Source organism: Phaeobacter sp. JH204B (assembly GCF_048055755.1).
Lineage (GTDB): Bacteria > Pseudomonadota > Alphaproteobacteria > Rhodobacterales > Rhodobacteraceae > Phaeobacter > Phaeobacter bryozoorum.
In genome coordinates, this window is sequence record NZ_JAYMXF010000032.1 from 40,524 (window position 1) to 55,245 (window position 14,722).

Consider the following 14,722-nt stretch of genomic DNA (forward strand, 5'->3'; position numbering starts at 1 on the left):
AATTGGGGTCAATTTACGACCGCATAACAAGGGGCGAGAAGCCCCGGAACATTTGAGGCGCTTGTCGTGAGTAAGTCGAGCAGGACACTCCCGAAAGTGGCGGTATTGATGGGTGGCCCCTCGGCTGAACGCGAGGTGTCTTTGTCCACAGGGCGCGAATGCGCCACCGCGCTGCGGGACGAGGGATATCAGGTTACAGAACTGGACGCGGGTCCGGATCTCGCGGCGCGTTTGCAGGCGGATCGTCCTGACGTGGTGTTCAACGCCCTGCATGGCCGCTGGGGCGAGGATGGCTGCGTGCAGGGGCTGCTGGAATGGCTCGGCATCCCCTATACCCACTCCGGCGTGCTGGCCTCTGCCCTGGCGATGGACAAGCAGCGGGCCAAATCCATCTATCGCGCCGCAGGTCTGCCGGTTGTCGAGAGCGGCATCTATTCCAAGACCGAGGTGATGGCCGGCCATGTGATGGCGCCGCCCTATGTGGTGAAGCCGAATAACGAAGGCTCCAGCGTGGGGGTCTATCTGGTGAATGAAGTCGCCAACGGTCCGCCGCAGCTGTCGCAGGACATGCCCGATCAGGTGATGGTCGAGAGCTTTGCCCCCGGCCGCGAGCTGACCACCACCGTACTGGGCGACAGACCACTGACGGTGACCGATATCCTGACCGACGGCTGGTATGACTATGACGCCAAGTACAAACCCGGTGGCTCGCGTCATGTGCTGCCTGCGGATCTCCCGGAGGAGATCTTTGCGCTCTGTCTCGAATATGCAGTGAAGGCCCATGAGGCGCTGGGGTGCCGGGGCATCAGCCGCACCGATTTTCGCTGGGACGAAACGCGCGGCGCCGAGGGGCTGATCCTGCTGGAGACAAATACCCAGCCCGGGATGACGCCGACGTCGCTGACGCCGGAGCAGGCGGAACATGTGGGTATGACATTCGGGCAGCTCTGCGCCTGGCTGGTTGAGGATGCGACATGCCCTCGCTGATCACGCGGTTTCGCAAACCCCGCGAGGGGCGTTCCGATCCTGCCCCCTCCCGTCTGACCTATCGCATCCAGCGCTGGATGCTGACCCCGGGCATTCGCTTTGGTGTGCGTTTTGGCATTCCCTTCTGTCTGGTCTTTGTGGCCGGCACCGTGTTCATGGCGGATGAGGCGCGACGCGACCGGTTGCAGGTGATGATCAGCGATCTGCGGGCCTCGATCGAGGAGCGCCCCGAATTCATGGTCAATGTGATGGCCATCGACGGGGCGGGGCGCAGCGTGGCCGAAGATATTCGCGAAGTGGTGCCGATTGATTTTCCCATCAGCTCCTTCGATCTGGATCTGGCCCAGATCCGCGATGAAATCACCGGTCTGGATCCGGTGCGGACGGCGGATGTGCGGATCCGCCCGGGTGGGGTGCTTCAGGTCACGGTGGAAGAGCGCAAACCCGCAGTTGTCTGGCGCAGCCGCGAAGGTCTGGCGCTGCTGGATGCCAATGGCGTGCATGTGGCTGAGCTGGGCGCGCGCAATATGCACCCGGATCTGCCGCTGGTGGCCGGGCGCAATGCCGACGACGCCATTGAGGAGGCGCTGCGGCTGTTTGCGGTGTCCAAGCCGCTGGGACCGCGGATGCGTGGGCTGGTGCGGATTGGCGAACGGCGCTGGGATCTGGTGCTGGACCGTGGCCAGCGGATCATGCTGCCGGCCGAAAATCCGGTGCCCGCATTGGAGCGGGTGATTGCCGTCAGCGAAGTGCGCGACCTTCTGGAGCGTGATGTGGCGGTGGTGGATATGCGCCTGGCGGCGCGTCCAACCGTAAGAATGACCGAAAACGCCGTCGAGGACTGGTGGCGGATCCGACAGTTGAACGCAGGCGGGCTATGATATGACCGATCTCTACCAATCCCAAAGAGCCATGCGGCAGATGCGACGTCAGGCGATGCAGCGCGGTGTTGTGGCCATTCTGGATGTGGGCAGTTCCAAGATTGCCTGTCTGGTGCTGCGTTTCGACGGCACCGGGCGGCTGAGCGAGGATAATTCCATTGGGTCCCTGGCGGGGCAGTCAGGGTTCCGGGTGATCGGCGCGGCCACCACGCGCTCTCGCGGGGTGCAGTTCGGCGAGATCACCGCCATGCAGGAAACCGAACGCGCGATCCGCACGGCGGTTCAGGCCGCGCAGAAGATGGCCGAGGTGCGGGTGGATCACGTGATCGCCTGTTTTTCCGGGGCCAATCCGCGATCCTACGGGCTGGATGCGCAGGTGGATCTGGAAGGTCAGGTGGTGACCGAGAATGAAATCGCCCGCGTGCTGGCGGCCTGCGAGGTGCCGGAATATGGCGCTGGACGCGAGGTGCTGCATGCCCAGCCGGTGAACTTTGCGCTGGACAACCGGTCGGGTCTGAATGACCCGCGCGGGCAGATGGGGCAGACCCTTGCAGCGGATATGCACATGCTGACGGTTGATGCGCTGACCGTGCAGAATCTGGTGCGCTGCATCCAGCGCTGTGATCTGGAGCTGGCGGGCATCGCGTCCTCGGCCTATGCGTCCGGGTTTGCGGCACTGGTTGAGGATGAGCAGGAGCTGGGGGCGGCTTGTATCGACATGGGCGGCGGCTCGACCTCGATTTCGGTCTTTATGAAGAAACATATGATCTATGCCGATGCGGTGCGTATGGGCGGTGATCACATCACCAGCGATATTTCTATGGGGCTGGGGGTGCCAACGGCCAACGCCGAGCGGATCAAGACCTTTCACGGTGGCGTCCATGCCACCGGCGCCGATGACCGCGAGATGATTGATATCCACGCCGATACCGGCGACTGGGAACATGACCGCCGCACTGTCAGCCGGGCTGAACTGATCGGGATCATGCGGCCGCGCGTCGAAGAGATCCTTGAAGAGGTGCGCGCCCGTCTGGATGCGGCAGGGTTTGACAGCCTGCCAAGCCAGCAGATCGTGCTGACCGGCGGCTCCAGCCAGATCATGGGGTTGGACGGGCTGGCCAGTCGCGTTCTGGGGCAGCAGGTGCGCCTCGGCCGGCCTTTGCGGGTTCACGGCCTGCCGCAGTCGGCAACCGGTCCCGGCTTTGCCTCCGCCGTTGGTCTCAGCCTGTTTGCCGCCCATCCGCAGGATGAGTGGTGGGATTTTGAGATGCCGGTGGACCGTAACGCCAGCGGCACGCTGAAACGGGCGGTAAAATGGTTCCGCGACAACTGGTGAGGCCTCTGTCGGAGTAGGGGGGACAGGCCCGCTCCGCGCCTTCGCAGTGCCGCCTTCATTAATCAAATGTTAACGAAAAACTTCGCTGGCAAGGCGGTTTCGCGGGTGACAGCGAAATCCTGCCGCGTTAATGTTCCGGTAACGACCGCATCATGCGGCGCATGTAGGCCGAGCAGTGGCCACCAGTATCAGTGACGAGATGTGCTTTCGAGGGCTTTGGTTTTCGGAGGCTGCCGTCATGTTGTGGTGTGTTGCTGGGCTTTCCACAGCATTTGCCAAAATCGGCGAAATGTCGCGAAATTAGACAATACTATGTCTATATTTTGTGGAAAATAGCGCTTTTTTGGATGACGCGACTCGTGCTGCGCGGTAGGATTGTCGCAAAGATGGACAGGAATAGGCCCTTGCGGGAGGGCTGATAACACAGGCGGAACGAGCATGACCTTGAACCTTTCGATGCCCGGCCAGGAAGAGCTGAAGCCCCGGATTACCGTGTTTGGCGTCGGCGGGGCAGGCGGCAATGCCGTCAACAACATGATCGACAAACAGCTGGACGGCGTGGATTTTGTCGTCGCCAATACCGACGCGCAGGCGCTGCAGCAAAGCGCCTCCAAAAGCCGCGTCCAGCTGGGCATCAAAGTCACCGAAGGTCTGGGCGCCGGCGCGCGCCCCTCGGTTGGGTCTGCCGCTGCTGAAGAAAGCATTGAACAGATCGTTGATCACCTCGCGGGCGCGCATATGTGCTTTATCACCGCAGGTATGGGCGGCGGCACCGGCACCGGGGCTGCGCCGATCATCGCGCAGGCCGCCCGTGAACTGGGTGTGCTGACCGTTGGTGTTGTCACCAAGCCGTTCCAGTTCGAAGGCAACAAGCGGATGCGTCAGGCCGAGGAGGGTGTCGAAGCCCTGCAAAAGGTCGTCGATACGCTGATCATCATTCCGAACCAGAATCTGTTCCGTCTGGCCAATGAAAAGACCACCTTCACCGAGGCGTTCTCGATGGCGGATGATGTCCTTTATCAAGGTGTCAAAGGCGTGACCGATCTGATGGTGCGTCCGGGTCTCATCAACCTCGACTTTGCGGACGTGCGCGCCGTGATGGACGAGATGGGCAAGGCGATGATGGGCACCGGCGAGGCCGAGGGCGAAGATCGCGCCGTGCAGGCCGCCGAGAAGGCCATCGCGAACCCGCTGCTGGACGAAATCAGCCTCAAGGGCGCGAAGGGTGTTCTGATCAACATCACCGGCGCACATGACCTGACCCTGTTTGAACTGGACGAAGCGGCCAACCGCATTCGCGAAGAGGTCGATCCCAACGCAAACATCATCGTCGGCTCGACCCTCGACACCGCGATGGAAGGCAAGATGCGGGTTTCCGTTGTGGCCACCGGTATTGATGCCGTGGATGTGCACTCCGACATTCCGGTGCCGCGCCGTCCCATGTCGGCACCGCTGAAGCAGACCGTCAGCGTTGAAGACAGCCGCAGCGCCGCGCCGCTGGAGCTGAGCAGCCCGGTTGAGCAGCCCGCAGCTGCCGCCGAACCCGTGGCCGCCGCTCAGGAAGAGCCGTCGCTGTTTGCGGAATTCGACGATGGTCAGGCCGCCGCTGAAGGTCACTATGAAGAGGTGCTGGAGGACGCGGGCGAACAGCTAGGCGCCGACGGTCTGCCCGCACCGGCCTATCAGGGCACGCCCGCGCCGGAATTCCAGCCGCAGGCCGAAGTTGCGGCCCATCAGGCCGAGAGCTTTGTGGCACCAAAGGCGCCCGCACCCGGTACCCCGTCGCCAGAGGCGATCGTGCGGCTTCAGGCGGCTGCGCAGCGCGCCCAGCCTCAGCAGCCGATGCAGCAGACACAGATGCAGCAGCGCCCGTCGATCGACACGGTTCAGCCGCGGGCCCCGCAGCAGGTGCAGCAGCAGCCTCAGCAGGTGCAGCAGCCCGCCGCAGCGGGTCACGAACAGCGCCGCTTTGGGCTCAATTCGCTGATCCATCGCATGACCGGCAGCGCCGCTGAAGGCCAGGCCGCCAAGCCGCAGCAACCGGCACGTCAGCAGCCGCCCATGCAGCAGGCCGCCGCACAGCAGGCCCCGATGCACCAGCCCCAGGTTGCGCATCACGGCCAGCAGGCGGCACCCGCAGCGCAGCCGCAGCGGCAGGCGAACCCGGAGCAGGAACGCATCGAAATTCCCGCATTCCTGCGCCGTCAAGCCAACTGAGCTGATCACATATAAGTCAAAAAGGTCGCCATAGGGCGACCTTTTTTCGTTTTAAATCAGCGAGTTGGCGCCGGTTGGGCAGGGTTTTGCCGATCTGTTACAGGGATGTTTCATTCCGTTACAAAGATTGAGTTGAGCCTAACGAAGTGACACCTTACCTCTGTTCCGCAACAAGGGCCCAAGTACGGCCCACCCTTACGGAATGAGGCCATCGTGCAGAATACGCTTAAAGCATCAGTGACGTTTGACGGTGTGGGGCTCCACTCCGGCAAACCCGTTCGCATGATCCTGAAGCCTGCATCGGCTGGCCACGGCATCTGCTTCCGGCGCACTGACATCGCTTTGGGCAACACCATGGTGCCGGCGCTTTGGGACCGGGTCGAGCGGACGCCATTGTGCACGCGGCTGGTCAATGCCTCCGGTGTTTCGGTTTCCACGGTGGAGCATATCATGGCCGCGCTGGCGGGCTGTGGCATCCACAATGTGATGATTGATATCGACGGCCCGGAAGTGCCGATCATGGATGGGTCTTCGGCGCATTTCGTGCGGGGCATCATGCAGACCGGTATTCAGCGCCTTGCGGCGCCGGTCACCGCCTATCAGATCCTGAAGCCGGTGAGTGTCAGCCATGACGGTGCCACCGCCACCCTGTTGCCGAGCAACCGCCTGACCATCGAGTTCCACATCGACTTTGCCGAGACGGCGATTGGCCGTCAGAGCAAGACGCTGGATCTGCGCAATGGTGCCTTTGCGCGTGAGCTTTGCGACAGCCGCACCTTCTGCCGTCGCGTTGACGTCGAAAGCATGCAGGCCAATGGTCTGGCGCTGGGGGGTGTCCCCGGCGAGAACGCGGTTGTGTTCGACGGCCCGCAGGTCGAGAGCGGCGCGGGGCTGCGCCACTCGGATGAGCCGGTGCGCCACAAGATGCTGGACGCGCTTGGTGATCTGTCGCTGGCGGGTGGCCCGGTCTTTGGCCACTATATCGGCGAGCGTGCCGGTCATTCGCTGACCAACACATTGCTGCGGGCGGTCTTTGCGACACCCGGCGCGGTGCGTCAGGTGAGCTGCGATGCAGCGATGACAGCGCGCCTGCCGGGGCAGGGGCTGGTCTGGGCGGAGATCCCGACCGATGCGCGCCGCGTTGCGTAACTGAATTGAGGCTATCGGGCGGGAACGTCGGCTGGGGGGCCTGACGTTCAACCTGGGTTCCCCCGGACAATCGGGGTGCACCCGGCGCCAACCGGACCGCGGGCTGCAACGACAGCACTCCGGTCACTCGCGAACTGATGATTGCAGCACAGACGCCGGGCGCAGACTGCACCACAGTTCGATCCAATACAGGCCTATGCGTTGGCGCAGCCCGACCGGGGCAGATTGCGCCGGGGGCACCGGGGGAGATCTTCGAGCCGTCCTTAGGTCGTGACCCTAGAGGGGCGGGGCGGTTCGAAGATCACACCGGCGGCTTCACGGCGCAGCGCGCGGCCTCAGCGTGCCCCAAAGCGGCTTGCCGGGACTTGTCCAGATCCCGTTTGGTTCGAACCCTTGCAGCGCTCACCTCATATTGACCAATGTTTTCGGATGCGGCGAACCCCGGCGCGGCATGGGGTATCGGCTGGCGTGGGCCATGTTGTGGCGGGCCGGGGCTGCTTCGCACTCTTGACCCCGCCGCGCTTTCTCTGCCAAGTGGGCGGGAAATCGGTTAAAGACGTTTTGCGCGTCAATTGAATGTGCTAGACCGGGCAGAACCGGGGTTCACACCCGTAAGTAAATGACGGTGAGGTTAGGCGAACATGATGGGCATGGGGGCGGCAGCCAAAACCATCGGCGCGGTTCTACTCGTAGCTGCGCTTTCGGGATGTGGCGGAGACGGGGGCGCGGCCAAGAGTTCGCAGCCACTTGACGGGTTCACCCCGGAGCAGATCTACGAGCGCGGCGAATTCGAGATGGAGCGCAACCGGACCGAGGATGCGGCCTTTTACTTCTCCGAGATCGAACGTCTTTACCCCTATTCCTCCTGGGCGAAACAGGCCCTGATCATGCAGGCCTATGCCTATCATCTGGGGCGTGACTACGAGGACAGCCGCGCTGCCGCACAGCGCTATATCGACTTCTACCCGACCGAAGAAGACGCCGCTTATGCGCAGTATCTGCTGGCGCTGAGCTACTATGATCAGATCGACGAAGTGGGCCGCGATCAGGGCCTGACCTTTCAGGCGCTGCAATCGCTGCGCACCGTGATCGAGGTCTACCCGGACAGCGAATATGCCAGCTCGGCAATCCTGAAGTTCGATCTTGCCTTTGACCATCTGGCGGGCAAGGAGATGGAGATCGGCCGCTACTATCTGCGCAAGGAGCATTATACCTCGGCGGTGAACCGGTTCCGCGTTGTGGTCGAGGATTTCCAGACCACAACCCATACCGCAGAGGCGCTGCACCGTCTGGTCGAGGCCTATCTGTCGCTGGGGCTGGTGAATGAGGCGCAGACCGCCGGTGCCATTCTGGGCCATAACTATCAATCGACCGAATGGTATGAGGACAGCTTTAAGCTGCTGACAGACAACGGGCTGAAAATGCGCGATGTCGGCAACAACTGGCTGAGCCAGATCTACCGTCAGTCCATCAAGGGGGAGTGGCTGTAATTGCCACTTCCGCAATTGGGGCCGGGCCATGCTGCGCGCGCTTGATATTCGCGATATCCTGATCATCGACCATCTTGAGCTGAATTTTCAGCCGGGTCTCAACGTGCTGACCGGGGAGACCGGGGCCGGCAAGTCGATCCTGCTGGATTCGCTTGGTTTTGTGCTGGGCTGGCGGGGCCGGGCCGAACTGGTGCGCCAGGGCGCCAAACAGGGGGAGGTGCTGGCCGAGTTCGAGCTGTCGCCAGACCATCCGGCCCATGCGGTGCTGGCTGAGGCGGGGCTGCCCGGAGGCGATACGCTGCTGTTGCGCCGGGTGAACACCGCCGAGGGGCGCAAGACCGCCTGGGTGAATGACCGGCGCTGTTCGGGCGAGGTACTGCGGGCGCTGTCGGACACGCTGCTGGAATTGCATGGCCAGCATGATGACCGGGGCCTGCTGAACCCGCGCGGCCACCGCGCCATGCTGGATGAGTTTGCCGGTCTTGGCGATCTTCTGCGGACCGTCCGCGATCGCTGGGCCGCTGCCAGCCGCGCCCGAAAGAGCGTTGCCGAAACCCGCGCCGCGCTGGAGGCCATCCGCGCCGAAGAGGATTTCCTGCGCCATGCGGTGGCGGAGCTGGACGCGCTTGACCCGCAGCCCGGCGAGGATGCTGCACTGGATCAGCGCCGCCGCGAGATGCAGTCCGCCGAGCGGATCCGTGGCGATATCCAGCGCGCCCAGAGCATCCTGACCGATGGTGCCGAAACGGCACTGGGGGATGCGCAGCGCTGGCTGGAAGGGGTCTCTGCGCAGGCGGACTCGGCGCTGGATGCGCCGATTGCGGCGCTGTTGCGGGCGATGATCGAACTGGGTGAGGCGCAGGATGGCGTTGCCCGTGTGCTCGACGGGCTGGAGTTCAATCCCGGTGAGCTGGAAGAGAGCGAGGAGCGGCTGTTTGCCATCCGCGCGCTGGCCCGCAAACATGATGTGCTGCCCGATGATCTGGGCGGCTATGCTGAAACCCTGCGCGAGAAACTGGCGGCGGTGGATGCCGGGGATCAGGATCTCGCCGATCAGGAGGCCGCACTGGCCGAGGCCGAGGCGGCCTATGCGGGGGCGGCGGCGCAGCTGTCGGCGGCGCGGCGGGAGACGGCGGCGGCACTGGATGCGGCGGTGATGGCTGAGCTGACCCCGCTCAAGATGGAACGCGCGGTGTTTGAAACACGCCTGACCGAGGCCGAGCCGGGACCGGAGGGCAAGGACGCGGTTGCCTTTACCGTGGCCACAAACCCCGGCGCGCCGGCGGGGCCGCTGAACAAGATCGCCTCGGGCGGTGAGCTGAGCCGCTTTTTGCTGGCGCTGAAGGTCTGCCTGCGCGGCGAGACCGGCAATCAGACGATGATCTTTGACGAGATCGACCGCGGCGTGGGCGGCGCGACGGCGGATGCGGTGGGGCGGCGGCTGAAGGCGCTGGCCGATGGCGGGCAGGTGCTGGTTGTGACCCATTCGCCGCAGGTGGCGGCCCAGGGCGCGCATCATTGGCGGGTGCAGAAGCAGGTTGTCGACGGGCAGACGCTGTCGCAGGTGGTGCCGCTGGATGAGGACGAACGGGTCGATGAGCTGGCGCGTATGGTTTCAGGTGATACAATCACCTCGGAGGCCCGCGCTGCCGCCAGGGCGCTGCTGGTGGGCTGAGCTAAAACTGTTGCCCGGATCGTTCTAAGCTGTTGAGTTTTCACGATGGCTTAACCAACCTGCCGATAGTTTGCCGCGTAAACAGACAAGAACGACACCGGGACAATCGGGTTCATGCCACAGACCATACGCTCCGCCATTTCCGCCCAGCTGGCTCAGGGGGTTGCTGGCGTGCGGGATGTCTGGCGGGTGCTGCGCCACCGGGGGCCGAGCCAGTTTCAATTCTGGTTTATCGCCTTGCTGATCGGGATCGCTGCCGGGTTTGCGGCGCTGTTCTTCCGCAAGGGGATCACCGCCTTTCAGGCCTGGGTCTATGGCGCGGAGGATGTGAATTTCCTGCATAGTTTCGCACAGGACATGCCCTGGTACTGGCTGATGATCATTCCGACCCTTGGCGGGCTGGTGGTGGGGCTGATCCTGCACCGGTTTACGCCGGATGCCCGAGTGCGATCCGTTGCCGATGTGATCGAGGGCGCCGCGCTTGGCGATGGGCGGGTGGAAATTCGCGCCGGTCTGGCGTCTGCCTGTGCCTCTCTGATCACGCTCAGTACCGGCGGATCAACCGGTCGCGAGGGGCCGGTGGTGCATATGGCGGGGGTGATCTCGACCTGGGTCAGCAATCGCATTCAGGCCGATGGCATCACCGGGCGCGATCTCCTGGGCTGTGCGGTGGCGGCGGCGGTTTCTGCCAGCTTCAATGCGCCTATTGCCGGGGCGCTCTTTGCGCTGGAGGTGGTGCTGCGGCATTTCGCGGTCCATGCCTTTGCGCCCATTGTCATCGCCTCGGTGGCCGGAACCGTGATCAACCGGCTGGAATATGGCGATGTGACGGAGTTCGACCTGATCACGCCGGGGGCGCTGCAATTCTACGTCGAGCTGCCGGCCTTTCTGATGCTTGGGCTGATCTGCGGGATCGTGGCGGTGGTGCTGATGCGGTCGATCTTCTTTGCCGAGGAAATCGGCAATGCTGTGCAGACAAAGCTGGGTCTGCCGCGATGGCTGCGTCCGGCGGCCTCTGGCCTGCTGCTGGGCGGGCTTGCGGTCTGGTTTCCCCATATCATTGGCGTTGGCTATGAAACCACGGTTCTGGCCCTCACGGGCGCGCTGGTGCTGCATCAGACCATTCTCTTTGCCATGGTCAAAACCGCGGCCGTGGCGATCACCATGGGCGGGCGCATGGGGGGCGGGGTGTTCTCACCGTCGCTGATGGTCGGGGCGCTGACCGGGCTCGCCTTTGGGCTGATTGCGACCGCTGTGCTGCCGGATGTGTCGGGGACGCATACGCTCTATGCTTTTGCCGGGATGGGCGCCGTGGCGGCGGCGGTGCTTGGCGCGCCGATTTCCACGACGCTGATCGTGTTCGAGCTGACCGGCGACTGGCAGATCGGCCTGGCGGTGATGGTGGCGGTGTCGATGTCGACGGCGCTGGCGTCGCGGATTGTCGACCGGTCGTTCTTTCTCACCCAGCTGGAGCGGCGCAATATTCATTGCGCGGCGGGGCCACAGGCCTATCTGCTGTCGATGCTGCGCGCCGGAGCGGTGATGCGGCCACTGGGCGATCCGCGTTGCGCCAGCGCGGAGGACTGCGCCGCGCTGATTGACCAGGGGCTGTCGGTCCGCGCCTCTGCCTCGCTGGAGGCCGCGATGCCGATCTTCGACCGGGCCGATCTCAGCTATCTGCCGGTACTGGCCGAAGGGGAGGGCGGCGATAATCCGCCGAATCTCATCGGAGCCCTTTACCACATTGATTCGCTGAAAGCCTACACCCGCGCGCTGGCTGCGGCGGCTGCGGAGGAGCATAGTTGAGGATTGAAAACTACGGCGGCTCATCGTCAATTTGCGACATTTCCCATAAAGCCGTCGCTTAAAGACAAGTTTACCCGCAAAAGACGATCCCAAATATGTGATATTTCTGAAACGGGTGTTCGCTTTTTTCCAGAAGAAATTTTAACCTTTATCGGCCCAGCGGCTTAAATATGGTTAACATAAGGATAATGGTGATCATTCTTCGGAAGTGAAAACATGCAACACAAAACAATCAGCCCGACAGAGGCTGAAACAGTGGCGAAGGCAGTAGAGCAGGAAAATGAGCGGGCGTCTTATGAGGCCCTGATCGACTATGTCGTTCAAAGCGCACGGGATGCACAGATGTTCTGTACCGGTGAGGCCGTCGAGGCCGCGCGTCAGCATCTTTGTCAGACCATCCTGAACTAGGGGGGCATGCGACATCCGTCGCGCCTATTTGTTTCTTCGTCGGTATCTTATTTGGTCCTGGGGCAGGGTTCCGGGCGGGCTCTCTTTGGCCTGCAAAAACGGTAGCGAAATAACGATCAATATGATCGTTATACGTGCATCTTTCTAATTGCTGTATCGGGTGAATATGTGAAGTCCGAATTTTCCGACCGCGTCAGTGGCCGTTTTTCGGATCCGTTCGCGACCCATCAGATGGCGTTTTCCGACAATCGCGCGCTGCTGCGCCGGGGCCTGCGGGCGGTGGGTTGCCCGGTTCCCAGCGCGGTTTCCTGATGAGCGAAAGGCTGCTTATCCACGAAAAAGGCGCCCCGAGACGGGGCGCCCTGACTGCATAAGAGCGTGTTTTTGCCGATCGAGCCGGGCCTAGATCCGCTCCACTTTCACGGTGTCACCGGTGACGAAGGCAAGGTGGTTCTTGATCTGCGCTACGGCCTCATTGGGTGTTTCGTAGCTCCAGACCGCGTTTTCGGTCACGGATGATTTGTTCACAATCGAGAAGTAGCTGGCATCGCCCTTGGCCGGGCAGTGGGTGGTCTTGTCGCTGCGGTCAAGGAAGGCTGTCGCGATGTCGCCGCGGGGAAAATAGATGACGGGCGCCAGATCGCCCTCGCTCAGCTCAAGCGCGTTGCTGCTCTCGCCCAGCACGGCACCACCGGAGCGCACCACCCAGGTGCCTTCTGCTTTGCGAATATGGATCTTTGTCATGGCCTTTTCCTTCACGTCGTTCGTCACGGATCAATGTCGTCTTCAGATGTAACACTGCGGTATCACAGCGGCGCCGTTGCGGCATCCAGCCAGCGTTGTGCTGGGTCTGTTACGTTGGGTCCTATCTTGGCGGCTACATCCGCATGATAGGCGTTCAGCCAGTCCCGCTCTGCCGTGGTGAGCAGGTCCACCACGATCAGGCGGCGGTCCAGCGGGGCGTAGGTCAGGGTGCGCCAGCTCAGCATTTCGCGTTCGGCGTCGGCGCTGTCCAGCTCAGGCGCCGGTTCTACCACCAACAGGTTCTCAATGCGAATACCAAAAGCGCCTTCGCGGTAATATCCCGGTTCATTGGAGAGGATCATGCCGGGTTCCAGCGGTACGGTGCCGGCACGGCTGAGCCGCTGCGGGCCTTCATGTACGCTGAGGAAGGCGCCGACCCCGTGGCCAAGCCCGTGGTTGAAGTCCTGCCCGGCCAGCCAGAGCGGCATTCGTCCCACCGCCTCGATGTCGCGACCGGCAAGCCCCTTGGGCCAGCGCAGGCGGGACATGGCGATCATGCCCTGCAGAACGCGGGTATAGGCCTCGCGGGCTTCCTGCGGTGGGGTGCCGATGGCGAGGGTGCGGGTGATGTCGGTGGTGCCGTCCAGGTATTGCCCGCCGCTGTCCAGCACCAGCAGATGCCCGTCCAGCAGCGCGGCATTGCTGTCCTCGCTGACCCGGTAGTGGATGATGGCGCCATTGGGGCCGGTGCCCGAAATGGTTTCAAAGCTGATGTCGCGCAGCTTCGGATCCTTGCGGCGGGTGGCTTCGAGATGTTTGACCACGTCGATTTCGGTGATGCTGCCGGGGGGCTGGGCGTCCAGCCAGGCGAGGGTTTCCACCACGGCGGCACCATCGCGGAGATGAGCGGCGGCGCTGCCTGCGATCTCGGCGGCGCATTTGCGGGCCTTGGGCAGGGCGCAGGGGTCACCGGCCGCAACCAGCGCATCGCCGAGCTGATCGGCGACGATCCGGGGCAGGGTCGTCAGATCGACGGTGACGGAGGCATCTTTGGCCTGCGCCAGCTCAGCCACGGCGGACAGGAAGCTCTGCGGCGCATGAACGGCCACATCCGCGCCGAGGTGATCCCTGACACCCGTCAGCTTCTCTTCCGCCATGAACAGATCGACCCGCGCGTTGGCGTGCAGGATGGCAAACCCGTGGGCGACCGGGTTGTGGGCGATATCGCTGCCGCGGATGTTCAGGAGCCACATGATGCTATCTGGCAGGGTGATCACGGCGGCGCTATGTCCGGCGTCGCGCAGCTCTTGGGCCACAGAGGCGGTCTTTTCGGAGGCGGATGTACCTGCATAGCTGAGCGGATGGGCGATGACGGGCTGCACCGGCGGGGTGGGCTGATCCTGCCAGATGCGATCCACCAGATTGTCGACCGGCACGAATTCAAACCCGTGCAGATCGAGCCCCTGCATCTGGCTGGCCGAATGCAGCCAGGGGTCATAGCCGATGCGCCCCCCGGTCGGCAGCTGCTCCTTCAGCCAATCGGCCAGCTGTACCTCGGGCCAGTGCACCGGGGTAAAGACCCCCGCGACCTGCTGTTTTACCTGCGTGCGGTAACGCCCGTCGATAAACACCCCGGCCACATCGCGCAGCACGACACAGAAGCCCGCAGAGCCGGTAAATCCGGTGAGCCAGGCCAGACGTTCATCGCCGGGGGCGACATATTCGCCCTGATGGGCATCGCTGCGCGGCACCAGAAAGCCGTCGAGCCCTTCACGCTGCAATTCGGTGCGCAAAGCCTCGAGGCGGGGCGGGCCCTGTTCCGGGCGGGCTGTCACGTCGAAGGTCTGGAACATCGGCTCCCTCCATCTGTTTCGGGTGGTCCGCGACGGTTGGTCAGGGCGCAGCGGCCGGCCCTTCTGGGCGGGTGTTGCGCAACGTCGGCAGGAACAAGGAAATGGCGCGGCAGTCACGGCGCGCTCTGTCGCGAACACTTGTTCCAAATCCGGCGACGTCCCGCAACCCCTGTAAC

The 14,722-nt window shown here is 63.3% G+C and carries 11 protein-coding genes; 9 read left to right on the forward strand and 2 right to left on the reverse strand.

Annotated elements, in window-relative coordinates:
* Positions 1-66: 66 nt before the first annotated feature.
* From VXL81_RS17990 to VXL81_RS18030, 9 genes are all read left to right on the forward strand, one after another.
* Positions 67-987: a D-alanine--D-alanine ligase gene (locus VXL81_RS17990; protein WP_340545047.1), complete on the forward strand. Its 921-nt coding sequence runs from the start codon at positions 67-69 to the stop codon at positions 985-987.
* Positions 975-1,868, forward strand: coding sequence for a cell division protein FtsQ/DivIB (locus VXL81_RS17995; RefSeq protein ID WP_416536763.1), 894 nt, complete (start codon positions 975-977; stop codon positions 1,866-1,868). The genes VXL81_RS17990 and VXL81_RS17995 overlap by 13 nt, the downstream gene beginning before the upstream one ends.
* 1 nt (position 1,869) lies before the next feature.
* Positions 1,870-3,204 (forward strand): cell division protein FtsA, encoded by a 1,335-nt coding sequence (ftsA, locus tag VXL81_RS18000; RefSeq protein ID WP_014874087.1) that lies wholly within the window; start codon positions 1,870-1,872, stop codon positions 3,202-3,204.
* A 438-nt stretch (positions 3,205-3,642) separates the two neighbouring features.
* Positions 3,643-5,421 (forward strand): cell division protein FtsZ, encoded by a 1,779-nt coding sequence (gene ftsZ / locus VXL81_RS18005; protein WP_416536764.1) that lies wholly within the window; start codon positions 3,643-3,645, stop codon positions 5,419-5,421.
* Between the two features lie 213 nt (positions 5,422-5,634).
* On the forward strand, positions 5,635-6,570 hold the full coding sequence (gene lpxC / locus VXL81_RS18010) for a UDP-3-O-acyl-N-acetylglucosamine deacetylase (protein WP_416536765.1): 936 nt from the start codon (positions 5,635-5,637) through the stop codon (positions 6,568-6,570).
* 641 nt (positions 6,571-7,211) lie between these two features.
* Positions 7,212-8,060 carry an outer membrane protein assembly factor BamD gene (locus tag VXL81_RS18015; protein WP_416555493.1) on the forward strand — a complete coding sequence of 283 codons (849 nt, stop codon included), beginning with the start codon at positions 7,212-7,214 and terminating at the stop codon, positions 8,058-8,060.
* 28 nt (positions 8,061-8,088) lie between these two features.
* Complete coding sequence (recN, locus tag VXL81_RS18020) at positions 8,089-9,735, forward strand: DNA repair protein RecN (RefSeq protein ID WP_416555495.1); 1,647 nt, start codon at positions 8,089-8,091, stop codon at positions 9,733-9,735.
* Between the two features lie 114 nt (positions 9,736-9,849).
* Positions 9,850-11,541, forward strand: coding sequence for a chloride channel protein (locus VXL81_RS18025; RefSeq protein WP_340545053.1), 1,692 nt, complete (start codon positions 9,850-9,852; stop codon positions 11,539-11,541).
* A 216-nt stretch (positions 11,542-11,757) separates the two neighbouring features.
* A complete protein-coding gene (locus tag VXL81_RS18030; protein WP_340545054.1) occupies positions 11,758-11,949 on the forward strand; it encodes a hypothetical protein in 192 nt (63 codons plus the stop codon).
* 402 nt (positions 11,950-12,351) lie between these two features.
* Here VXL81_RS18030 and VXL81_RS18035 read toward each other — a convergent pair whose 3' ends face one another.
* Together VXL81_RS18035 and VXL81_RS18040 are read right to left on the reverse strand one after the other, a co-directional pair.
* Positions 12,352-12,693, reverse strand: a complete 342-nt coding sequence (locus tag VXL81_RS18035) for a DUF427 domain-containing protein (RefSeq protein ID WP_416555497.1) — start codon at positions 12,691-12,693, stop codon at positions 12,352-12,354.
* A gap of 62 nt (positions 12,694-12,755) precedes the next feature.
* Positions 12,756-14,546: an aminopeptidase P family protein gene (locus tag VXL81_RS18040; protein WP_416555499.1), complete on the reverse strand. Its 1,791-nt coding sequence runs from the start codon at positions 14,544-14,546 to the stop codon at positions 12,756-12,758.
* Positions 14,547-14,722 lie beyond the last annotated feature (176 nt).